Genomic DNA, 21,882 nt, shown 5'->3' on the forward strand with positions numbered 1-21,882 from the left:
TTCGGCCTGCCGATCTCCCGGGTCCAGGACGTGTTCATGCCCGAGCGCGTCACCCGCGTGCCCTTGTCCTCGCGCGAGATCGCGGGCGTGCTCAATCTGCGCGGCCGCATCGTCACCGTGGTCGACATGCGCGCCCGTCTCGGCCTGCCGCAGCCCGAGGACGGCAAGGTGCCGATGGCGGTCGGCGTCGATTTGCGCGGTGAATCCTATGGCCTCCTGATCGACCAGATCGGCGAGGTGCTGCGCCTGCCCGAAGCCGGCATGGAAGAAAATCCCGTCAACCTCGATCCCCGCATGGCCAAGCTCGCCGGCGGCGTCCACCGCCTCGACGGCCAGCTCATGGTCGTCCTCGACGTCGATCGCGTCCTCGAGCTCGAAACCAAAGTGCAAATGGCTGCGTGAGCCAACCGAAACATCGAAGCCGGAGAACCAAAATGAAAACGTGTTTGGTGGTCGATGATTCCAGCGTGGTGCGCAAGATCGCGCGCCGGATTCTGGAGGGCCTGGAATTCGAAGTCACTGAAGCCGAGGACGGCTCGAAGGCACTCGAAATCTGCCAGCGGCAGCTGCCCGATGCCGTGCTGCTCGACTGGAACATGCCCGTGATGGACGGCTTCGAGTTCATGGGCCACATGCGCCGCCTGCCCGGCGGTGAGCAGCCCAAGGTGGTGTTCTGCACCACCGAGAACAACGTGGCGCACATTGCTCAGGCGCTCAGCGGCGGCGCCAACGAGTACATCATGAAGCCATTCGACAAAGACATCATCGCCGACAAGTTCGCTGAAGTTGGTTTGATCCCGGTCGGACAAGCCATGGTCTGAGTGTGTCTGGCCTGAATATTCCGGCCAGAGTGTTCCAGTACAGCTTCGAAGAGGCTATCCGTGACCCCGACCGAGTATGAGTATCTGCGTAAGTTCCTAAAGGACAATTCCGGTCTCGATCTTTCCGCAGACAAGCAATATCTGATCGAAAGCCGCCTGCTGCCGCTGGCCCGCAAGGCCGGGCTCTCCGGCATCGGCGAGCTCGTGCAGAAGCTGCAAGGCGGCTCGCGCACGGTGATCACCGACGTGGTCGAAGCCATGACCACCAACGAGACCTTCTTTTTCCGCGACAAGGTCCCGTTCGATCATTTCCGCGACACCATCATGCCCGAGATCATCAAGGCGCGCGCCGGCCGCCGCAGCATCCGGATCTGGTGCGCCGCCGGCTCGACCGGGCAGGAGCCCTATTCGCTGGCGATGTGCCTGAAGGAGATGGGCGGGGCCCTCACCGGCTGGCGCATCGAGATCATCGCGACCGATCTGTCGCAGGAGGTGCTGGAGAAGGCCAAGGCCGGAATCTACAGCCAGTTCGAGGTGCAGCGCGGCCTGCCGATCCAGATGCTGATGAAATATTTCAAGCAGACCGGCGAGACCTGGCAGGTCAATCCCGAATTGCGGGCGATGATCCAGCATCGGCAGCTCAACCTGCTGCACGATTTCGCGCAGCTCGGCACCTTCGACGTCATCTTCTGCCGCAACGTGCTGATCTATTTCGACCAGGACACCAAGATCAACATCTTCAACCGGCTGGCGCGCCAGATCGAGCCCGACGGATTCCTGGTGCTGGGCGCGGCCGAAACCGTGGTTGGCCTGACCGATACGTTCCGGCCGATTCCGGAGCGGCGCGGCCTCTACAAGCCGAACGATCCGCGTGCCGCAGCCGCCAAGCCGGTTCTCGCCGGCGCGGCGCCGCGCCTCGCGGTCATGGCAGGACGGTAGACATGGCCGAGGATGGCAAGGGTACGGAACGCGTGACCTTCAGTCGCGGCTACGATGTCTGCATCATGGCCATCGACGGCACCTGGCGCCGCGACTGCAAGCTCAACGCGATCTCCGATACCGACGCCATCCTCACGGTGGAAGGCTCGATCCAGGGGTTGAACCTGAAAGAGTTCTTCCTGCTGTTGTCGTCCACGGGACTCGCCTATCGCCGCTGCGAGCTGGTCCGCGTCAACGGCGCCGAGATGGACATCCAGTTCCTGCGCGGCAAGAACCGGAAGAAGCGCGGCGCAGCCGGCGGTCGTGACGAAGCGGCGTGATCAAGCCCGCATCCGTCGCCGTCCTTTCCGGTCCGTTGCTTCAAATTTTCTGAAAACATCCGAATGAATTCGCGACAGGAACTTTACGTGGCCTAAGCGCGAGCCGTGTATCCATTGATGGTCCCAATCTCAGGATACTGAAATGCCCAGAAGTTCTCTTTCCCCCATCCCCTCAAACCTGCCCGACGGCACCGAGCGGCGTGCGCTTCAGCTCCTGGTGGTCGATGACGACGCCACGCAGCGCAGCCTGATCACGGTCGCCGCCAAACAGGCCGGCCACGAAGTCACAGTGGCGCCGTCAGTGGCGGATGCGATCGAGAAGCTCCGCGCCGCGCGCTTCGACTGCGTGACGCTCGATCTCGTGCTGGAGGATGGCGACGGCATCGACGTGCTGCGCGAGATGGCGGCGGCGAAGTTCGGTGGCGCCGTGATCGTCATCAGCGGCATGGACGGCAAGCGCCGCAGCGCCGCCCGCAGCTTCGCCCGGTCCGTCGGGATCGAGCTCCAGAGCCTGCCGAAGCCGCTCGACCTCGCGGCCCTGCGCATCAGCCTCGCCAATCTCGGCAAGACCGCGATGGGCCTTCCGGCGATCCATACCTGGGGTGGTGTCGCCACCGACGCGATCGTGGAACGGCACCGCGCCTAGGCTGCGGAGCTGCCATGCGATGGCATGCGGCCGTTGCGCCGCGCTGATCGCGATCTATGCCGGGCTGCCGGATTCCGACAGGCATTGCAGGGCGTGGCCAAGGCCCGCCCGGCAGGCGTTGAGGGCGGCGCTCGCCGTCGCATAGCGCGGCGTGACGTCGTCGAGCACGAAAATGTCGGTGGAACCGGCCGGATCGCCCTTATCGTCGTGCGCCAGGCCGATTTCCAACGGGCCAGCTTCCATCATGGCTGCGTCGATCAGGCGCATGCTGCTCTCGATCCGTGTAATCAGGGAGCGAAGATCGGCAGCGATCAACTGACGGCTGTCGGTTTCGGGCATCGCGACGAGCGGGGGTGTGCCAGCGAAATTTAGCATGGATATTCTCCGTACCCCGCAATTAGGCACCCTGCCGCTACTTGTGCGTTAAGTCCATGTCCCGTACAAATACGGGTGGGCCGAATCCGCGCCGAACGCCATAACGGTTGGCGCGGACGCGAGTCCTTCATGCCAACCGGATGTGGCACATGGCCGAACAAAGCTCTCGCGGTGAAATCTTCGTGGTCGACGACGACCCTGCCGTTCGCGACACCCTGTCGATGGTGTTGAAGGCGGCGGGCTATGAGGTGATCTGTTTTGCGGACGGCGCAGCACTGCTCTCCGTCGCGCGAAACCGCACACCGGCTGCGATCCTGCTCGACGTGCACATTCCCGGAAAGTCCGGCCTCGACATTCTGAAGGAGCTGCAGGGCGAGGACTATCCGGCACCGATCTTCATGATCTCCGGACAGGGCGACATCGCGATGGCGGTGGGCGCGATCAAGAGCGGCGCGCTCGACTTCATCGAGAAGCCGTTCCGCGGCAGCGAGATCGTCGGCCGGCTCGACGAGGCGATCGGCGCCTATGCGCGCAGGCAGGCGGAGAACGCTTCGCCGAAATTCGGCTCGCTGCATTTCCCTGGACGCGAGCCGCTGACGCGCAGGGAGCGCGAGGTGCTCGAGCAGTTCGCCTCCGGTGCGTCCAACAAGGAAGCCGGCCGCACCCTCGGCATCAGCCCGCGCACCATCGAGGATCACCGCGCCAACATCATGAAGAAGCTCGGCGCGCGCAACGCCGCCGATCTGATCCGCATCGTGATGACCGCGGCCCAGCGCGCATCGTAGGCGACTGGCTATCCTGTCTCGCGCCCCGGACGCAGCGCATCATGCAATGATGCGCTGCTGAGCCGGGGCCCATCTCTCAAATTTCACCGCTGACAGTTCTGGGTCCCGGCTCTGCGTCGCAGTGTTGCGCGCTGCGCCTTGTTCGGGACACGAGATCGCGTCTCAAGCGCTCAACGCCTTCCGGATGATCCGCGCGAGATCCGATTTGCGATAGGGCTTGGCCAGCAGCAGAACGCCGGAATCCAGCCGGCCGTGATGGATGATCGCATTCTCGGTATAGCCTGACGTATAGACCACCCTGAGATCGGGGCGTGTCTTCATCAGTTCGTCGGCGAGCTGCCGTCCATTCATCTTGCCGGGCATGATGACGTCGGTGAACAGCAGGTCGAACGGCTCGCCGGCGGCAACGATCGCGAGCGCCTCCGCGGCATTCGCGGCCTGCAGGGTGACGTAACCCAGCGCATGCAGCTGCGCCAGCACGTAGTCGCGCACCAGCCGGTCGTCCTCGACCACCAGGATCGTCTCGTGTCCGCCCTCGATCGTCGCAGGCGTCACGCCCTCGCCGATGGCTGTCGGCGTCTTGCCGGGCGGCAGGTACATCTTGATCGTGGTGCCGTGGCCTTCCTCGCTGTAGATCTTGATGTGGCCTGCGGACTGCTTGATGAAGCCGTAGACCATCGACAGCCCGAGCCCGGTGCCCTTGCCCGGTCCCTTCGAGGTGAAGAAGGGATCGAACACCCTCGTCAATATGTTCGCCGGGATCCCGGTGCCGGTGTCGCTGACGGCGATCAGCACGTAATGGCCGGGGCGGATGTCGTTGTCGCTGGCATAGACCTCGTCGAGATAGGCGGCGCCGGTCTCGACGATCAGCTTGCCGCCGCCGGGCATGGCGTCGCGGGCATTGAGCGCGAGATTGAGGATCGCGGTGGTGAGCTGGTTGGGATCGACGATCGCGACGCAATTCTCGTCCTCGAACACCGATTCGATCTGGATATGCTCGCCCAGCGTCGGTCGCAACAGCTTCGCGGTGTCGACGACCAGCGAGTTGATGTCGATCTCGCGCGGCTGGAGCGGCTGCTTGCGCGCGAAGGCGAGCAGGTGCTGGGTCAGATCAGCGCCGCGCGCGGCGGCCTCGTCGATCATCTTCGTGATGGCCGCAAGCTGCGGCTCCTTCTCGACGGCCTCCGCGAGGATCTCGATCGTGCCGGTGATGACGGTGAGGATGTTGTTGAAATCGTGCGCCACGCCGCCCGTGAGCTGGCCGATCGCCTCCATCTTCTCGACATGCCGGATGCGCTCCTCGGCCGCGATCTTGTCGGTGAGATCGCGGTAGAACACGTTGAACAGCAGGCCCTCGCGGCGGTTCAGCGCGGTCACGCTGACCTCGGCCCTGAATTCCTTGCCGTCGCGGCGGCGGCACATCAGCTCACGGCGGCGGTTCAGCGTCCTGCCGCCTTCGTTCTCGAGGAATTGCTTCAGGCCAGCCCTGACCCTCTCGCGCTCGCTCTCGGCGACGATCAGGTCGATCGTGCTCTTGCCGAGCACCTCGTCGCGGCGCCAGCCGAACAGCTGCTCGGCTTGCGAGTTCCAGTTCAGGATGCTGCTGGTCTCGTCGGTCTGGATGAAGGCGTCGAGCGAGGTCTCGACGATGTTGCGGGCGAGCCGCTCGCTCTCGCGCAGCGATTCCTGCGCGAGCCGCGCTTCCGTCATGTCGCGTCCGACGAAGAAGAAGCGCTGCGCCTGCTCGGACCAGTTGCCGAGCCAGGACAGCCAGACCTCGTGTCCGCTCTTGTGAAAGCAGCGGGTGTCGCCGAGTTTGGGGCGCTCGCCGCGCCGCAGCGCGCGCATGTCCTCGCGCGATTGCGCCAGATGGTCGGGGTGAATGAAGTCGGCGCCGCTGCGGCCGATCATCTCGTCCGGCCGGTAGCCGAGAATGGTCTCGCTGCTCGGGCTGATCTGCGCGACATGGCCCCGCGGGTCCATGACCATGATCAGATCCTGCGAGGTGTCGAAGATCTGCCGACGCTCCTCGAGCTGCTGCTGCAGCTGTCGCTCGGCCCGCCGCGCCTCGGTGAGGCTGTGCGCGGTGCCGGAGACGCCGATGATCTCACCGGACGGCCCCCTGATCGGCGAGAGGCTGAGAGAGATCTCGACCGGCGTGCCGTCCTTGCGCAGGCGCACCGTCTCGAACCGCTCGATCGACTCGCCCCGCGCGATCCGCGCCAGATAGCCCCTGCCATGCTCGCGGCGGTCGGGCGGCACGATGATCGCGGTGGATTTCCCGATCGCCTCACTCGCCGAATAGCCATAGAGCCGTTCGGCGGCCGGATTCCAGCCCGTGATGACGGCGTCGAGCGTTTGCATCACGATCGCATCGTCGGACGATTCGACGGCGGCACTGAACAACTGCTCGCGTGCCGCGTGATGGCTTCGTGCGGCCTCGGTGCGGCGATGCTCCCGGACCTCGCGCTCGAGAGCGGCTGTCTTCGCCCGCGTCTCCTCGACCATCTGGGCGAAAGCCCGCGCCAGCACGCCCGTCTCGCCGCTGGCATCGACTGGGATGTCCACTTGCCGTCCGCGGCCGATCGCCTCCACGGCCGCGGTCAGGCGGCCGATCGGGCGGGTCAATGAGCGCGCCAGCAGCACCGCGAGCGAAGCCGCGGCAAGGACGGCGAGCACGCCGACCAGCACGGACGTCTTTTGAATGGCGGCCGGCACCCGGCCGAAGACGGACGGGGGAATGGTCACGATGATTGCGGTCCATTCCTTGCCCGCCAGAAGCGCCGGCGCGATCGCCGCGCCGGTCGGCCGGCCCGACCCGTCGGTCATGAGCCGCGTGGATACGTCCGACGTGCTGGGCATGGCCGAGAAGAATGGAAAATCATCGCGCCAGTTGGTGGGGTGGCCGTGCAATGAGCCGAATTCTCGCGCGCGATCGGGATGAACGAGATAATCGCCGTGCGAATTCACGACGTAGATCTCGCCACCCGAGTTCGTCGTCGCGCGGATGCGGTCGAGGGCCGGACGCATGTCGACATTGGCGATGATGATGCCGAACGGCTTGCCATCCGGCGTGAACAGCGGCGTCGCGACCCGCAGCGTCGGAGTGTGCAAGACCGTGGTGCCCCCCTGGCGGGTCGCGAGATCGATCGGCGACACGTAAAGCTCGCCCGGCGCCAGCCTTATCGTGTCCTGAAAGTAGGCTCGGTCGCCCTTGCGCTCCAGCTCGCTGTTGGGGACGATCCGCGCCGCTCCATTCGGTCCGGAGCGGTCGACGCGGACCAGCTCGCGCTGGTCGTCGTCAAGTCCGATGATTCGAAACTGCGCGTAGCTGGGCTTGGCCTCGATCTCTGCTGCGAGCCGCGTCGCGATGCGCTCGCGCCAGGTCTGCTCTGTAACGCCGTCAAGGGGGTCAACTCCTCCACCGACATGGGCGCGGATCAGGCCGTTGATGGCCGCGGCAGAGCGATAGCCGATCAAATCGCCGCGGACTCCGGCAACATAGGATTCCAGATTGGCCGCGAGCAGGCGTGACTGGGCCTCGACCCGCTCCAGGACGCGCGGAATGACCGCTTGCGTGGTGTTGCGAAAGCCGAGCCATCCGACTGCGGCGACGGTGACCGCCACCAGCAGGATCATCGCGATCGCCAGCCGCGTTGCGAGGGTCAAGCGGATGTTCGCAGGGCTTCCCGGATGACCGCGCCTGGTCTGGCCTGGAGCAGCGGCGTCCCCGTCACCGGTGGCCGGAGCTGACATCGGACCCCTCCGGCTCGCCTGCTTTCAGGCAGCCATCGACCGCGGCGAGCAGGGCGTCGGGCCGGAACGGCTTTTGCAAGCTTGCCACCGCGCCGAGCTTGGTCGCCATCTTCAGGAAGTCCGGTTCCGCATAGGCATCCGGCGTGATCGAACGGCCGGAAATGACGATGATCGGAATGGCCGGAGCCAGCACCCGGATGTGACGCATTGTCTCCAGCCCGTCCATGCCGGGCATGAAGATGTCGAGAAACAGGAGGTCGAACCGGCTGGCCTCGAACAGCGCAAGTCCCTTGCGGCCATCGCCGGCGACGGTGACGTGATGACCGGCCCTCTCCAGGAGCAGCCGGATCGTGATCTGAACGGCCGGGTCGTCATCCACGATCAGGATGTTGGCCACGTCTGAATTCCTCCGGGCCGGATGGGACGTCCCCACCGGCCGCAAATCAAACCATCAAAGACGAAATTGTTGCGCGGATTCCGCCCGGCCTGCAAGCACTTCGCGAACGTCCGGTGAATGCTCGCCTAAGCCGAAAGCCTGCTTATGCACGGTTTCGTGCATAAGGGTTTCGTCGGGCTGGTGGTCGGTCTAATCGGTCAGATATTCCGGATAGTGGCTCCGGATCTTGTCGAGCTCACTCAGCGTGCCCGACAAATGCTTGCGCAGATGCTGTCGCGCGGCGTCGGCGTCGCCGGCCTCGATCGCGCGCGTGATCAGCCGGTGGTGACGGACGATGTTCTGGGCCTTGCCGGGCGAGGGCAAATGCAGCCGGCGCAGCCGGTCGATATGTCCGCTGCGGCTGCGCACCAGCGTCCAGAGCTCCTGCTTGCCGGCCGCGGCATAAAGCTGGGCGTGAAAATCATTGTCGGCGGCGATGAAGCTCTCGAAGTCTCCGGCTTTCGCGAATTGCTGCTGCAGCGCGATCACATGATCGAGGCGGAGGACCAGGGCCTGGTCATGTTGCTCCGCGAGCAGCCGGACGATTTCGAGCTCGAGCGCCTGACGCAGGAAATGCGCCTGCTCGGCGCGGCCGACATCGACCCGGCTGACCACGGTCGCGTGCTGCGGAAACACGTCCACGAGCCCTTCTTCCTCGAGCCGCATCAGCGCGTCGCGGATCGGCGTCGAGCTGACGCCGAATTGGGCGGCGAGATCGGTGCGTGACAGCGGCGATCCCGGCGGCAGCTCAAGCGCGAGAATGGCGTTGCGCAGCCGCTCGAACACCTGCGGCGCGGCCTGCCGGGCCCGGTCGAGCCGTGCGCCGGGGCGGGCCGCGCGGGGCGCGGGATGGGCGGTTTCCATGGAAAAGCTCCGGCGGACTTGCCTTTGATGCACTAATGCATTAGTGCATCAGCAGGGCCGCTCGTCAATGGCGGCCGGAGGAAACGAACAACAATGATCAAGCCATTCCAGCGTGGCGTTGCCGCCATCGCCCTGATCGCCGCAACCGTGCTGGCGGCTTCGCCGGCGCGTGCGCAGCAGAAATCCGAGATCGCGCTGTCGCGCCAGCCCGGCATCTTCTACATGCCGAGCCACATCATGGAAAAGCAGAAGCTGATCGAGAAGCACGCAGCTTCGCTCGGCGTCGCAGGCGTCACCACCAAATGGATCACCTTCTCCGGCGGCGGGGCGCAGACCGATGCGCTGCTCGCGGGCGGCGTCGACATCCTCAACACCGGCACCGGCAACCTGCTGCTGCTGTGGGACCGCACCCGCGGCGGCGTGAAGGGTATCGTCGCGACCTCGGCGCAGCCGATGACGCTGATCAGCCGCGATGCCAACATCAAGTCGATCAGGGATTTCGGCCCCTCCGACAAGATCGCGGTGCCGACCGTCAAGGTCTCGACCCAGGCGATCGTGCTTCAGATCGCGGCCGCCGAGGCGTTTGGCGCCGACCAATGGTCGAAGCTCGATGCCAACACCGTGCAGCTCGGCCATCCCGACGCCTATGCGGCGCTGTCCAATTCCAAGCACGAGGTGCACAACCACTTCTCGATTCCGCCGTTCACCTTCCTGGAGCTGAAGAACGTGCCGGGCGCGCACATCGTGCTGTCGTCGCCGGACGTGATGGGCGGGCCGCTCAGCCAGGCCCAGTTCTTCACCACCACCAAATTCGCCGACGCCAATCCAAAGATCATCCAGGCCGTGCGCGACGCGACCAAGGAAGCGCAGGACCTGATCCGCAGCGACACCAAACAGGCGGTCGAGATCTACAAGGAGATCACCGGCGACAAGACCTCGGTCGAGGAGCTGCTCGATCTTCTCAAGGAGCCCGGCATGATGGAGTGGAATCTCGAGCCGCAGGGCACGATGAAGTTCGCTGCGCACCTGTTCAAGACCGGCACGCTGAAGAGCCAGCCCAAGGCCTGGACGGATTATTATCTCCCCGTCGCGCACGATCTGAAGGGCAACTGATGGCGCTGCTCGACGTCAGCTCCGTGACGCTGCGCTACAAGACCTCCAGCGCAGTCGTCACCGCCACGGAGAGGGTGAGTTTCACAGTCGACAAGTCCGACCGCTTCGTGCTGCTCGGTCCGTCCGGCTGCGGCAAGTCGACCCTGCTCAAGGCCGTCGGCGGCTACATGACCCCGAGCGAGGGCCGCATGACCATCGGCGACCGCGAGATCCATGGTCCCGGCGCCGACCGCATGATGATCTTCCAGGAGTTCGACCAGCTGCTGCCCTGGAAGAGCGTGCTCGCCAACGTGATGTTTCCGCTGCTGACCGCGCGAAAACTGTCGCGCAGGGACGCCGAGGCCAAGGCGAGGGCCTATATCGAGAAGGTCGGCCTCACCCGCGTCGTCGACGCCTATCCGCACACGCTCTCCGGCGGCATGAAGCAGCGCGTTGCGATCGCACGCGGCATGGCGATGGAGCCTGACATCCTCTTGATGGACGAGCCGTTCGCCGCTCTGGACGCCCTGACGCGCCGGACCTGCCAGGACGAGCTGCTCCAGCTCTGGAGCGAGACCAAGTTCACCGTGCTGTTCGTGACCCATTCGATCGCGGAAGCGATCCGCATCGGCAACCGCATCCTGCTGCTGTCGCCGCATCCCGGCCGGGTCAAGGCCGAGGTGATCGACGTCGACAAGGTCTCGAACGAAGACGGCAGCGCCGGCCGGCTGGAAAAGGAGATCCACGATCTCCTGTTCGCCGGCGAAGCCACCGCGCATTGAGGAGCCTCTGATGGGCGAAGCCAGGATATTGCTGCGGGCCGAACCGGTTGCTGCCATCGGCGCAGGCGAGGTCGAGCGCAAGCTGAGCGTGCTTGAGCTGTTGTGGAACGACGGCTTCGTCCGCAAGTCGGTGATCATCCTGTTCCTGGCGGCGGTCTGGGAAGCCTACGGCGTCGCCCTCGACAATCCGCTGTTGTTCCCGACGCTGCATGATACCGCCATCACGCTGTTCGATCGGGTCAAGGACGGCACGATTCCGATGCGGGCCTGGGCGTCGCTGAAAGTCCTGTTCATGGGCTATTCGGCCGGCATCGCGCTCGCCGCGATCTTCACGGTGCTTGCCATCTCCACTCGCATCGGCACCGATTTCCTCGAGACTGTCACGGCGATGTTCAACCCGTTGCCGGCGATCGCGCTGCTGCCGCTCGCCTTGATCTGGTTCGGTCTCGGCAATGGCAGCCTCGTCTTCGTGCTGATCCATTCGGTGCTGTGGCCGGTCGCGCTCAACACCCATTCCGGCTTCAAGAGCGTGTCCAACACGCTGCGCATGGTCGGCCGCAATTACGGCCTGAGCGGCTTGCCCTACGTCGCCAAAATCCTGATCCCGGCCGCCTTCGGCTCGATCCTCACCGGCCTCAAGATCGGCTGGGCTTTTGCCTGGCGCACGCTGATCGCGGCCGAGCTGGTGTTCGGCGTGTCCTCGGGGCAGGGCGGGCTCGGCTGGTTCATCTTCGAGAACCGCAATTTGCTCGACATACCCGCCGTGTTCGCGGGCCTCTTGACGGTGATCATCATCGGGCTCTTTGTCGAGAACCTGATCTTCCGCGCCATCGAGCGGAACACCGTGCAGAAATGGGGCACCCAATCATGACCAAGAAGAAAATAACGCCCGACCAGCTCCGCAGCGCGCGCTGGTTCGCGCCCGACGATCTCCGCTCATTCGGCCACCGCTCCCGCACCATGCAGATGGGCTATGCGCCGGAGGAGTGGAAGGACCGCCCGATCATCGCGATCCTCAACACCTGGTCGGACGCGCAGCCCTGCCACATGCATTTCAAGTCGCGCGTCGACGACGTCAAGCGCGGCATCCTGATGGCCGGCGGCCTGCCGCTGGAATTGCCGGCGCTGTCGCTGTCGGAATCGCTGCTGAAGCCGACCACGATGCTCTATCGCAATCTGCTGGCGATGGACGCGGAAGAGCTGCTGCGCAGCCATCCGGTCGACGGCGTCGTGCTGATGGGCGGCTGCGACAAGACCACGCCGGCGCTGCTCTTGGGCGCGACCTCGATGAACATCCCGGCGATCTATCTGCCGGCCGGCCCGATGCTGCGCGGCAACTGGAAGGGCAAGACGCTCGGCTCCGGCTCCGACGGCTGGAAATATTGGGACGAGCGGCGTGCGGGGAAGATCTCCGACAAGGACTGGCTCGACATCGAGGCCGGCATTGCCCGTAGCTACGGCACCTGCATGACCATGGGCACGGCCTCGACCATGACGGCCATTGCCGAAGCGATCGGCATGACGCTGCCCGGCGCCTCCTCGATTCCCGCCGCCGACGCCAACCACATCCGCATGGCATCCGAATGCGGCCGCCGCATCGTCGAGATGGTGTGGGAGGATTTGACGCCGAAGGTGATCCAGACCCGAAAAGCCTTCGAGAACGCGATTGCGGTCGCGATGGCAATGGGCTGCTCGACCAATGCCATCATCCATCTGATCGCACAGGCCCGCCGCGCCGGCCAGGACATCGGCCTCGACGATTTCGAAATCGCCAGCCGCAAGGTGCCTGTGATCTCCAACGTGCGGCCAAGCGGCGATGCCTATCTCATGGAAGACTTCTTTTATGCCGGCGGCCTGCCGGCGCTGATGGGCCAGATCAAGCCGCATCTGCATCTCGACTGCATCACCGTTACCGGAAAGTCGCTAGGCGAGAATATCGAGGGTGCCGGAGTTCACAACGACGACGTGATCCGCGGAATCGACAATCCCATCTACAAGGAGGGCGCGCTTGCGGTGCTCAAGGGCAACCTCGCGCCGGACGGCTGCGTCATCAAGCCCTCCGCCTGCGCGCCGCGTTTCCTCAAGCATACGGGACCTGCGCTGGTGTTCGACGACTATCCCGCGATGAAGAAGGCGGTCGACGATCCCAATCTCGATGTTACCGAAGACCACATTCTCATCCTGCGTAATGCGGGGCCGCAAGGTGGCCCGGGCATGCCGGAATGGGGCATGCTGCCGATCCCGACAAAGCTCGTGAAGCAGGGCGTGCGCGACATGGTGCGCATCTCGGATGCGCGCATGAGCGGCACCAGCTATGGCGCCTGCATCCTGCACGTCTCGCCGGAATCCTACATCGGCGGCCCGCTGGCTTTAGTGCAGAACGGCGATCGCATCACGCTCGACGTTGCCGCCCGCACCATCAATCTCGATGTGAGCGAAGCCGAGTTGGAAAAGCGCCGCACCGCCTGGAAGCAGCCGGAGCGCCGCTTCGAGCGCGGCTATGGCTGGATGTTCACGAAACACATCAAGCAGGCCAATGACGGCTGCGACTTCGACTTCCTCGAGACCGATTTCGGCGCGCCGATCGGCGAGCCGTCGATTTATTGACTGTCGTTCCGGGGCGCGCGGAGCGCGAACCCGGAACCCATTTCACCGCGGTGTATGCGGCCCGATGGATTCCGGGCTCGCCGCTGCGCGGCGCCCCGGAATGACAAGAGGATAGACCATGCCCAAACTCAGCGAAGCCACCCGCAACAAGCTCAAATCCGTCTCCACGGCCACAGTGGCCACGGCCTTGTTCAAGCGCGGCCTGCGCATCCAGATGATCCAGGACGTGCATCCTCTCGGCGCGGATCAGCCAACCATGGTCGGCGAAGCCTTCACGCTGCGCTACATGCCGGCGCGCGAGGATCTCAACACCATCGACGTGTTCAAGGATCGCTCGCATCCGCAGCGCAAGGCGGTCGAGGACTGCCCGGCGGGGAGCGTTCTGGTGATGGACAGCCGCAAGGACGCGCGCGCGGCCTCGGCCGGCGCGATCCTGGTGACGCGCTTGATGAAGCGCGGTGTCGCCGGTGTCGTCACCGACGGCGGCTTTCGCGATTCCGCGGAGATCGCCAAGCTCGGCATCCCCGCCTATCACCACCGCCCGTCGGCACCGACCAATCTCACGCTGCACCAGGCGATCGAGATCAACGTGCCCATCGGCTGCGGCGACGCGCCGGTGTTTCCCGGCGACGTCATCCTCGGCGATGCCGACGGCGTCATCGTGATCCCCGCCCATCTCGCGGACGAGATCGCCAACGAAACCTTCGAGATGACCGCGTTCGAGGATTTCGTCACCGAGGAAGTCGGCAAGGGCCGCGGCATTTTCGGCCTCTATCCCGCCACCGATCCGCAGACGCTCACCGACTTCGCGGAGTGGCGGAAGAAGAACGGCCGCTAAGCCAAAGCGAACTCACGTCAAGAAACGAGCCGGCGCAGCAAGCGCCGGCCTTTTATCAAGCAGGGAGGATTTCAATGAATTTCACGCGACGTAACCTCATGGCCGCCGCCGGCGCAGCGGCAGCAACGACGCTTCTCGCCCGCGCCGCCGGCGCCCAGTCGTTTCCGTTCACGCCCAACCAGCGCTATCCCGACCCCGCTGTCCAGATCCTCGATCCCAGTTTTGCAAAATACCGGCTCTATTCCTCGACGCTCGAGCAGGTCGCATCAGGCATGCGCTGGGCCGAAGGCCCGGCCTATTTCCCCGAGGGCGGCTATCTCCTGTTCTCGGACATTCCCAACAATCGGATCATGAAGTTCGACGAGAAGACCGGGCAGACCAGCGTGTTCCGCGCCAACGCCAATTACGCCAATGGCAATGCGCGCGACCGCCAGGGCCGTCTCGTCACCTGCGAGCACTCCGTGACCCGCCGCATCACCCGCACCGAGACGGACGGCAAGATCACCGTGCTCGCCGACAAGTTCGAGGGCAAGCGGCTGAACGCGCCGAACGACATCGTGGTGAAATCGGACGACAGCATCTGGTTCACCGATCCGCTGTTCGGCATCAACGGCGAGTGGGAGGGCAAGAAGGAAAAGGCCGAGCAGGCCACCACCAACGTCTACCGCATCGCCAAGGACGGCAAGATCAGCGCCGTCCTCACCGACCTCGTCAATCCGAACGGCCTTGCCTTCTCGCCGGACGAGAAGAAGCTCTATGTCGTCGAATGGAAGGGCACGCCCAACCGCAGCATCTGGAGCTACAATGTCGGCGACGACGGCAGCCTCAGCGGCAAGACCAAGCTGATCGACGCCGCCGACCAGGGCTCGCTCGACGGTTTCCGCGTCGACCGCGACGGCAATCTCTGGTGCGGCTGGGGCTCCAACGGCGCGCTGCAGGGCGAGCCGACCGAAATCGGTGGCCGCAAGGTGTTTCAGCTCAAGGCCAAGCCGGAAGATCTCGACGGCGTCATGGTGTTCAACGCGGACGGCAAGCCGCTCGCCTTCATCAGGCTCCCCGAGCGCTGCGCCAATCTCTGCTTCGGCGGCCCGAAGAACAACCGGCTGTACATGGCCAGCAGCCATTCGGTCTACGCGCTGTATGTCGAGGCGCACGGGGCGGTGTGAGTCTTGCTTGTGGGGCGATAGCGCGCCCAGAATCTCAGCTGTCGTCCCTGCGAACGCAGGGACCCATAACCCCAGGGAGAAGTTTGACGAAGACTAGCAGTTAAGAAGTCTTCGCCGGTACCGCTCCTGCCTTTCACCGATAAATCACGCGGTATGGGTCCCCGCGTTCGCGGGGACGACAGCGGAAGGTGTTGTGCGGCGGACGCTATCGCTACACCCCCGCCTCCGCCATCCCCGCTGCCCACAGCGCGAACGCATAGACGATCGCGACCTCATCGAGCCGGTCGAACCGCCCCGACGCGCCGCCGTGGCCGGCGCCCATGTTGGTGCGGAGCAGGACCGGACCGCCGCCGCTCATGGTGGCGCGCAGGCGTGCGATCCATTTGGCGGGCTCCCAGTAGGTAACCCGGGGATCAGTAAGCCCGCCCATCGCCAGGATCGCCGGATAGTCCTTTGCCGCGACATTGTCGTAGGGCGAGTAGGACAGGATGGTGCGAAAATCCTTCTCGCTCTCGATCGGGTTGCCCCACTCGGGCCATTCCGGCGGCGTCAGCGGCAGGGTGTCGTCGAGCATGGTGTTGAGCACGTCGACGAACGGCACCTCGGCGACGATGCCGGCAAACAGCTCGCCGGCACGGTTGGCGACCGCGCCCATCAGCATGCCGCCGGCCGAGCCGCCATGGCCGACGATGCGTTTTGCGCTGGTGTACTTTGCGGCGATCAGCCCCTGCGCGCTTGCGGCGAAGTCGTCGAACGAATTCGTTTTCTTCTCGCGCTTGCCGTCGAGATACCAGCCCCAGCCCTTGTCCGCGCCGCCGCGAATATGCGCGATGGCGTACACAAAACCGCGATCGACCAGCGACAGACGGTTGGCGTTGAACGAGGCCGGCATCGCCATGCCGTAGGAGCCGTAGCCGTAAAGCAGCAGCGGCGCCGAGCCGTCGAGCTTCAGGCCGCGGCGGTAGAGGATCGACACCGGCACCTCGGCGCCGTCATGCGCCTTCGCCGTGATGCGCGTGGTGACGTAGTCGGCGGCGTTATGGCCGGACGGGATTTCCTGGCGCTTGCGCAAGGTGCGCGTGCGCTTGGCCATGTCGTAGTCGTAGACTTCCGACGGCGTCGTCATCGACGAATAGGCGAAGCGCAAATTCGTCGTCTCGAATTCGTAGGAGCCCATCGTGTCCAGCGAATAGGCGGCTTCGTCGAAGGCGATGGCGTGCTCCTCGTTCGAGGCGAGATCGCGGATCACGATCGCCGGCAGCGCATTGGCGCGCTCCAGCCGCACCAGGTGGCCGGCATAGAGATCGAGGTCGATGATGTAGATGCCCGGGCGATAGGGGATCAGATCGTGCCAGTTCTTGCGCTCGGGTTGGCCAAGCGGCGCCGTGACGATCTTGAAGTCGATGGCGTCGTCGGCATTGGTGAGGATGAAGAGCTGGTCGCCGCGATCGGCCAGCGAATATTGCACGCCTTCCTCGCGCGCCGCGACCAGGCGCGGCGGCGCTTCGGGGTTGGCGAGATCGATCAGCCTCTGCTCGCTTGTCTCGTGGTCGCCGCCGGCGATCACGCAGAAGCGGCCGCTGGTGCTCTCGTGCAGATGGGTGAACCAGCCGGAATCCTGCTCCTCATAGACCAGCGTATCGTCAGCCTGTTTAGTGCCGAGCCTGTGTCGCCACACCTGCATCGGGCGATGGTTGTCGTCGAGCTTCACATAGAAGAAGCTCTTGCAATCCGCGGCCCAGACCACGCCGCCGTCGGTCTCCTCGACGAGATCGTCGAGATCCTTGCCCGTCGCCCAGTCGCGCACGCGGATCGAAAAATATTCCGAGCCCTTGGTGTCGGCGCTCCAGGCCTGCAGCTTGTGATCATACGAGTGCCGGCTGCCGCCGAACCTGAAATATTTGTGGTCTTTGGCGAGCGCGTCGCCGTCGAGCACGATCTCGCCGTCGCCGCCGTCGCGCGGCATGCGGCCGAACAGCTCGTGCTGCCCGCCCTCGCGAAACCTGCGGAAATAGGCAAACGGGCCGTCCGGCGACGGTACGCTGGAATCGTCCTCCTTGATCCGTCCGCGCATCTCGCGCACCAGCGTCTTCTGCAGGCCGGCGGTGTGGCCAAGCAGGCTGTCGGTGTAGACGTTCTCCTCATCGAGATATTTGCGGATATCGGGATCCAGCACTTTGGGATCGCGCAGCACCTCCTGCCATTTCTCGTCCTTCAGCCAGGCATAGTCGTCGGTCACGGTGATCCCGTGCCGCGTGAAGGAATGCGGCCGGCGCGGGGCGACGGGGGGCTGGGAAGGGGTTTTGGCCTGGGTCACTCGGTCCTCATCTCAATACATCGTCGCGGTGTCGCCGTTCTTCACCTCTCCCCCGCTTGCCTGGAGGGGAGAAGGCGCGTTCCCCCTTATATCGTCCCGCTTCCACGAATTGCCAGCGCAGCCAAAGACAGGAACGTGCCAGGCCGCCGGGTTGTTGATGGGGCGCTTGTATGCTTTACGGACCAATATCCCCGCCGCCGGTCCAGCCTGATGCTGTTCAATTCCTACCCGTTCATCCTGTTGTTCCTGCCGGCCGTGCTGGCCGGATACTTCTGGCTCGGGCGGCGCAGCAATCTCACGCCGGTGATCTGGCTGGCGCTGGCCTCGCTCGCCTTCTACGCCATCGGCAACTGGCAGTTCGTGGCGCTGTTGCTGCTGTCGATCGCCTTCAATTACGGCGTCGGCCATCTCCTCATCGTGGCGGAGCTCACTCCGTCACAGCGAAAGGTGGCGCTCGCGCTTGGTATCACCGCCGATCTGCTCGTGCTCGGCATCTTCAAATATGCCGGCTTCCTCACCGAGAACCTCAACGCCCTGTTCGGCACGCATGCCGCGATTCACATCCTGCTGCCGGTCGGCATCTCCTTCTACACCTTCACCCAGATCGCGTTCCTGGTCGACGCCTATCGCGGCCAGGTCGCCGCTTACGCGCTGCCGCATTATGCGCTGTTTGTGACCTATTTCCCGCATCTGATCGCGGGGCCGATCCTCCACCACAAGGACATGATCCCGCAATTCGAGCGGGAGGAGACCAAGCGCCCGGACGGGCATCTCATGTTGTGCGGTGTCATCATCTTCGCCATCGGCCTGTTCAAGAAGACGTGCCTTGCCGACGGCATCCAGCCGCTGGTCGCGCTTGCCTTCGAGGCGCGCTCGCCGAGCTTCGATCAGGCCTGGCTTGGCGCGCTCGCCTACACGTTCCAGCTCTATTTCGATTTCTCCGGCTATTCCGACATGGCGATCGGGATATCGCTGATGTTCGGCATCTTCCTACCCGTCAACTTCAACTCGCCCTACAAGGCAACGAGCATCGTCGATTTCTGGCGCCGCTGGCACATGACCCTGTCGCAATTCCTGCGCGACTATCTCTACATCCCGCTCGGCGGCAACCGCCACGGCCGCGTGCTGCGCTATGTCAATCTCTTGATCACGATGCTGCTCGGCGGGCTCTGGCACGGCGCGGCCTGGACTTTTGTCATTTGGGGCGCACTGCACGGGGCCTATCTCTGCGTCAATCACGCCTTCAATGCGTTGGTGCCGAACATCCCATCTGTTCTCATGCGCCCGGCCCGCATCGCCGGCGCGGTGCTGACGTTCCTCGCCGTCGTCGTCGCCTGGGTGTTCTTCCGCGCCGAGAGCGTTGCATGGGCACTGCGTGTGCTCCACGCCATGGCCGATCCCTCGAATATCGTCTTCGGCCGTGAGGAGATCTCCGCGCTGGTGCTGGTTGCGATCTACGCCGCGCTGGTGTGGCTGGCGCCGAACACGCAAGGCATCTTGGGATACGATCACGCGAACCGCCGGGTCGGCGAGAACTTGCGGGCAGGGCGCATGCGGCCGCTGTTTCTCTATGCCGCATCGCTGGTGCTTGCGTTCGGCATCTTGGGCATCCAGAGCCACAGCGAATTCATCTATTTCCGGTTCTGATGCGCAGGCCGTTCACCAGTCTCAAGCGTCTTCTGCTCGCGAGCATCGCGTTCGTGCTCGGTGCTATCGTGCTCACCTACGTCGTCGATCCCCTGCAACTGTTTCGCCCCTCGCGCACCGCCTTCTATTCCGACGACACGCGCGTGCAGAATGCCGGGCTGATCCGCAGCCAGACGTTCGACACCGTTTTCATGGGCACCTCGCTCGCGATCCATTTCCGCCAGAGCGACATCGACCGGGTGCTCGGCGTGCATTCGCTCAAGCTGGCGATGACCGGCTCCAACTCGCGCCAGCAGGGTTTTGTGCTGGAGCAGGCGATCGACCGCGGCGCAAGGCGCGTGATCTGGGCGATGGACGATTTCATCTTCGTCGATGCGGCCGATATCGAGGCCGATCCCTATCTGTCCGTCGATCTCTATCGCGGGACGGCCAAGGGCATCGCGTCCTATCTGCTCAGCGCTGCGATGGCGAAAGAGTCGCTGTTCGCACTGCTGCGCTCGGTCCCGCCGCTGCAAGGGCCGCTGACCCGTGCGGCGCCGTTTCTTCCCGTCAAGTTCGCGCTGGCTGATGTCGACGACATCTACGCGCTGCCGCGGGATTTCGACGTCGCGCGCGAGTACAATGCGAAGAAGACGCTCGCCGCCTTCGCCTACATCACAAGCCCTGTGCGCAGCCGCTTTCTCGGCGAAGGCTACGGCTATCAGGCCATGGCCCGGCATTTCGAGCGCGATGCCGTCGGCCTGATCACGCGCCACCCCGACGTGACCTTCGACATCTACTTCCCGCCCTATTCGATCCTGCAATTCGTCGCGATGCGCGACGCCTCACCCGAGACGCTGAAGATCGTCACCGATCTGACGGCACTCATGGCGCAGCGCCTGACGCAGCTGCCCAACGTGCGCCTCTACGATTTCCGCGCGATCAAGGCGGTGACGCACGATCTCGGCAATTACGGCGACGTCATCCACCATTCGCCGGTGGTGGACGCGATGGTGCTGCAGTGGCTGGCGAGTGGGAAGCATCGGGTGGATCCGAAGCAGCCGACGGCGTCGCTGGATGAACTGAAGGCTCAGGTCGAAGCGTATCGCGTGCCGAAGTGATTGCCGCAAACTCACCTGTCGTCCCGGACAAGCGCGCCTCAAGCGCGCGCAGATCCGGGACCCAGAACCACAGGGAGAAGTTTGGCGAAGATTCGTGGTGAAGATGCCTTCGGTATTGCGACCGCGCCCCATCGGTAGATCACGCGGTATGGGTCCCTGCGTTCGCAGGGACGACATCTGCGCCTACACCGCCACCTCGTCGCCGAGATAGGCCACCGCGGCTTCCAGTCCGCCCTTGCCGTGCGGGATCTTCAGCGCGTTCAGGCCGATCTCGATCACCCCTAACGTGCCGAGCAGCATCGGCGCGTTGACGTGGCCCATATGGGCGATGCGGAAGGCCTGACCCGAGAGGTCGCCGATGCCGGTGCCGAGCACGACGCCGCACTTGTCCTTGCAATAGCGTTGCAGCACCGCGGGATCGTGGCCGTTGCTCATGGTCACCGTGGTCACGGTGTTGGAGCGCTCGCTGGCCTCTGCCACGTTGAAGCCGAGCACTTGGCCTTCCGACCATGCGCCAACGGCGCGACGCGCGGCCTCGCCGAGCAGGCTGTGGCGGCGGAAGGCGTTCTCCAGCCCTTCCTCGTGCAAGAGGTCGATCGCCTGGCGCAGCGCGAACAGCAGGTGCACCGGTGCGGTGCCGGCATATTTGCGATAATTCTCGGTGCCCTCGCGCTCGCTCCAGCTCCAATAGGGCGTCGACATATTCGCCTTCTTGTGCACCTCGAGCGCACGCGCATTGGCGGCGACGAAGCCGAGGCCGGGCGGCGTCATCAGGCCCTTCTGCGAGCCGGACATCGCAACGTCGATGCCCCATTTGTCCATCTCGAACGGCATGCAGCCGAGCGAAGCCACGGTGTCGACCATGTACAGCGCTGGATGGCCGCTGGCCTTGATCGCCTTGCCGATCGCCTCGATGTCGTTCTGCACGCCCGAGGCCGTGTCGACCTGGACCACGACGACGGCCTTGATGGTGTGCTCCTTGTCGCGGCGCAGGCGCTCCTCGACCTCGTGCGGCCGCACCGCGCGGCGCCAATCGCCCTTGAGCACCTCGACCTCGGCGCCCATCAGCGCCGCCGCATTGCCCCAGCCGATCGCGAAGCGGCCGCTCTCCAGCACCAGCACCTTGTCGCCGCGCGACAGCACGTTGCTCAGCGCCGCTTCCCAGGCGCCGTGGCCGTTGGCGATGTAGATGTAGGACTTGCCCTTGGTCGCAAACAGCTTCGAGATATCACGGAGCAGGCTCTCGGTCAGATCGAGCATCTCTTTGGAGTAGATGTCGATCGCCGGACGATGCATCGCCCGCAGCACCTCGTCGGGCATGGTGGTGGGCCCGGGGATGGCCAGAAATTCCCGGCCCGCGCGAACGGTCATTGCTGTTGGTCCTTGTTGCT

20 protein-coding genes are annotated in these 21,882 nt (G+C 64.6%); 14 read left to right on the plus strand and 6 right to left on the minus strand.

The window, feature by feature from the left end:
- The 5 genes from AABA86_RS26430 to AABA86_RS26450 form a co-directional block, all read left to right on the plus strand.
- Positions 1 to 402, plus strand: a 402-nt coding sequence (locus AABA86_RS26430; RefSeq protein WP_338308943.1) for a chemotaxis protein CheW, incomplete at its 5' end; no start/stop codon positions are given.
- A gap of 32 nt (positions 403 to 434) precedes the next feature.
- The gene (locus tag AABA86_RS26435) at positions 435 to 821 is read left to right on the plus strand and encodes a response regulator (RefSeq protein ID WP_212252976.1); all 387 of its coding nucleotides are present in this window, start codon (positions 435 to 437) and stop codon (positions 819 to 821) included.
- Between the two features lie 60 nt (positions 822 to 881).
- Positions 882 to 1,760, plus strand: a complete 879-nt coding sequence (locus AABA86_RS26440) for a CheR family methyltransferase (protein ID WP_338308944.1) — start codon at positions 882 to 884, stop codon at positions 1,758 to 1,760.
- Positions 1,761 to 1,762: 2 nt separating this feature from the next.
- Positions 1,763 to 2,080: a hypothetical protein gene (locus AABA86_RS26445; RefSeq protein WP_018321617.1), complete on the plus strand. Its 318-nt coding sequence runs from the start codon at positions 1,763 to 1,765 to the stop codon at positions 2,078 to 2,080.
- Positions 2,081 to 2,222: 142 nt separating this feature from the next.
- Positions 2,223 to 2,726, plus strand: coding sequence for a response regulator (locus tag AABA86_RS26450; RefSeq protein ID WP_212252980.1), 504 nt, complete (start codon positions 2,223 to 2,225; stop codon positions 2,724 to 2,726).
- 54 nt (positions 2,727 to 2,780) lie between these two features.
- On the opposite strand, the gene AABA86_RS26455 is transcribed toward AABA86_RS26450, so the two are convergent.
- Positions 2,781 to 3,101, minus strand: a complete 321-nt coding sequence (locus AABA86_RS26455) for a hypothetical protein (protein ID WP_212252982.1) — start codon at positions 3,099 to 3,101, stop codon at positions 2,781 to 2,783.
- Between the two features lie 149 nt (positions 3,102 to 3,250).
- Between AABA86_RS26455 and AABA86_RS26460 the strand changes: the two genes are divergently transcribed.
- Positions 3,251 to 3,886: a response regulator transcription factor gene (locus tag AABA86_RS26460; protein WP_027577504.1), complete on the plus strand. Its 636-nt coding sequence runs from the start codon at positions 3,251 to 3,253 to the stop codon at positions 3,884 to 3,886.
- A gap of 162 nt (positions 3,887 to 4,048) precedes the next feature.
- Here AABA86_RS26460 and AABA86_RS26465 read toward each other — a convergent pair whose 3' ends face one another.
- The 3 genes from AABA86_RS26465 to AABA86_RS26475 form a co-directional block, all read right to left on the minus strand.
- Positions 4,049 to 7,642: a PAS domain S-box protein gene (locus AABA86_RS26465; RefSeq protein WP_212252984.1), complete on the minus strand. Its 3,594-nt coding sequence runs from the start codon at positions 7,640 to 7,642 to the stop codon at positions 4,049 to 4,051.
- Positions 7,620 to 8,039, minus strand: a complete 420-nt coding sequence (locus AABA86_RS26470) for a response regulator (RefSeq protein WP_338308945.1) — start codon at positions 8,037 to 8,039, stop codon at positions 7,620 to 7,622. The genes AABA86_RS26465 and AABA86_RS26470 overlap by 23 nt, the downstream gene beginning before the upstream one ends.
- A 189-nt stretch (positions 8,040 to 8,228) precedes the next feature.
- Positions 8,229 to 8,942 carry a GntR family transcriptional regulator gene (locus AABA86_RS26475; RefSeq protein ID WP_338308946.1) on the minus strand — a complete coding sequence of 238 codons (714 nt, stop codon included), beginning with the start codon at positions 8,940 to 8,942 and terminating at the stop codon, positions 8,229 to 8,231.
- A 93-nt stretch (positions 8,943 to 9,035) separates the two neighbouring features.
- Between AABA86_RS26475 and AABA86_RS26480 the strand changes: the two genes are divergently transcribed.
- The 6 genes from AABA86_RS26480 (at position 9,036) to AABA86_RS26505 (ending at position 15,427) form a co-directional block, all read left to right on the plus strand.
- Positions 9,036 to 10,055: an ABC transporter substrate-binding protein gene (locus AABA86_RS26480; protein ID WP_212252990.1), complete on the plus strand. Its 1,020-nt coding sequence runs from the start codon at positions 9,036 to 9,038 to the stop codon at positions 10,053 to 10,055.
- Positions 10,055 to 10,816, plus strand: a complete 762-nt coding sequence (locus AABA86_RS26485) for an ABC transporter ATP-binding protein (protein WP_018321609.1) — start codon at positions 10,055 to 10,057, stop codon at positions 10,814 to 10,816. Before AABA86_RS26480 ends, AABA86_RS26485 begins: the two co-directional genes overlap by 1 nt.
- A gap of 10 nt (positions 10,817 to 10,826) precedes the next feature.
- Positions 10,827 to 11,687 carry an ABC transporter permease gene (locus tag AABA86_RS26490; protein ID WP_212252993.1) on the plus strand — a complete coding sequence of 287 codons (861 nt, stop codon included), beginning with the start codon at positions 10,827 to 10,829 and terminating at the stop codon, positions 11,685 to 11,687.
- On the plus strand, positions 11,684 to 13,423 hold the full coding sequence (gene araD / locus AABA86_RS26495) for an L-arabinonate dehydratase (protein WP_338308947.1): 1,740 nt from the start codon (positions 11,684 to 11,686) through the stop codon (positions 13,421 to 13,423). The genes AABA86_RS26490 and araD overlap by 4 nt, the downstream gene beginning before the upstream one ends.
- 118 nt (positions 13,424 to 13,541) lie before the next feature.
- The gene (locus tag AABA86_RS26500; RefSeq protein ID WP_338308948.1) at positions 13,542 to 14,261 is read left to right on the plus strand and encodes a ribonuclease activity regulator RraA; all 720 of its coding nucleotides are present in this window, start codon (positions 13,542 to 13,544) and stop codon (positions 14,259 to 14,261) included.
- Positions 14,262 to 14,335: 74 nt separating this feature from the next.
- Complete coding sequence (locus AABA86_RS26505; RefSeq protein ID WP_338308949.1) at positions 14,336 to 15,427, plus strand: SMP-30/gluconolactonase/LRE family protein; 1,092 nt, start codon at positions 14,336 to 14,338, stop codon at positions 15,425 to 15,427.
- 211 nt (positions 15,428 to 15,638) lie between these two features.
- Here AABA86_RS26505 and AABA86_RS26510 read toward each other — a convergent pair whose 3' ends face one another.
- Positions 15,639 to 17,744: a S9 family peptidase gene (locus tag AABA86_RS26510; RefSeq protein ID WP_338308950.1), complete on the minus strand. Its 2,106-nt coding sequence runs from the start codon at positions 17,742 to 17,744 to the stop codon at positions 15,639 to 15,641.
- Positions 17,745 to 17,954: 210 nt separating this feature from the next.
- Here AABA86_RS26510 and AABA86_RS26515 point away from each other — a divergent pair, with 210 nt between their 5' ends.
- Both AABA86_RS26515 and AABA86_RS26520 read left to right on the plus strand, forming a co-directional pair.
- Positions 17,955 to 19,391: an MBOAT family O-acyltransferase gene (locus tag AABA86_RS26515; RefSeq protein ID WP_338308951.1), complete on the plus strand. Its 1,437-nt coding sequence runs from the start codon at positions 17,955 to 17,957 to the stop codon at positions 19,389 to 19,391.
- Positions 19,391 to 20,491, plus strand: coding sequence for a hypothetical protein (locus tag AABA86_RS26520; protein ID WP_338308952.1), 1,101 nt, complete (start codon positions 19,391 to 19,393; stop codon positions 20,489 to 20,491). The genes AABA86_RS26515 and AABA86_RS26520 overlap by 1 nt, the downstream gene beginning before the upstream one ends.
- A gap of 183 nt (positions 20,492 to 20,674) precedes the next feature.
- Here AABA86_RS26520 and AABA86_RS26525 read toward each other — a convergent pair whose 3' ends face one another.
- On the minus strand, positions 20,675 to 21,862 hold the full coding sequence (locus AABA86_RS26525; protein WP_212253007.1) for a pyridoxal-phosphate-dependent aminotransferase family protein: 1,188 nt from the start codon (positions 21,860 to 21,862) through the stop codon (positions 20,675 to 20,677).
- Positions 21,863 to 21,882: the final 20 nt, after the last annotated feature.

This window comes from Bradyrhizobium sp. TM233, from assembly GCF_036247965.1.
GTDB classification, from domain to species: domain Bacteria; phylum Pseudomonadota; class Alphaproteobacteria; order Rhizobiales; family Xanthobacteraceae; genus Bradyrhizobium; species Bradyrhizobium ottawaense.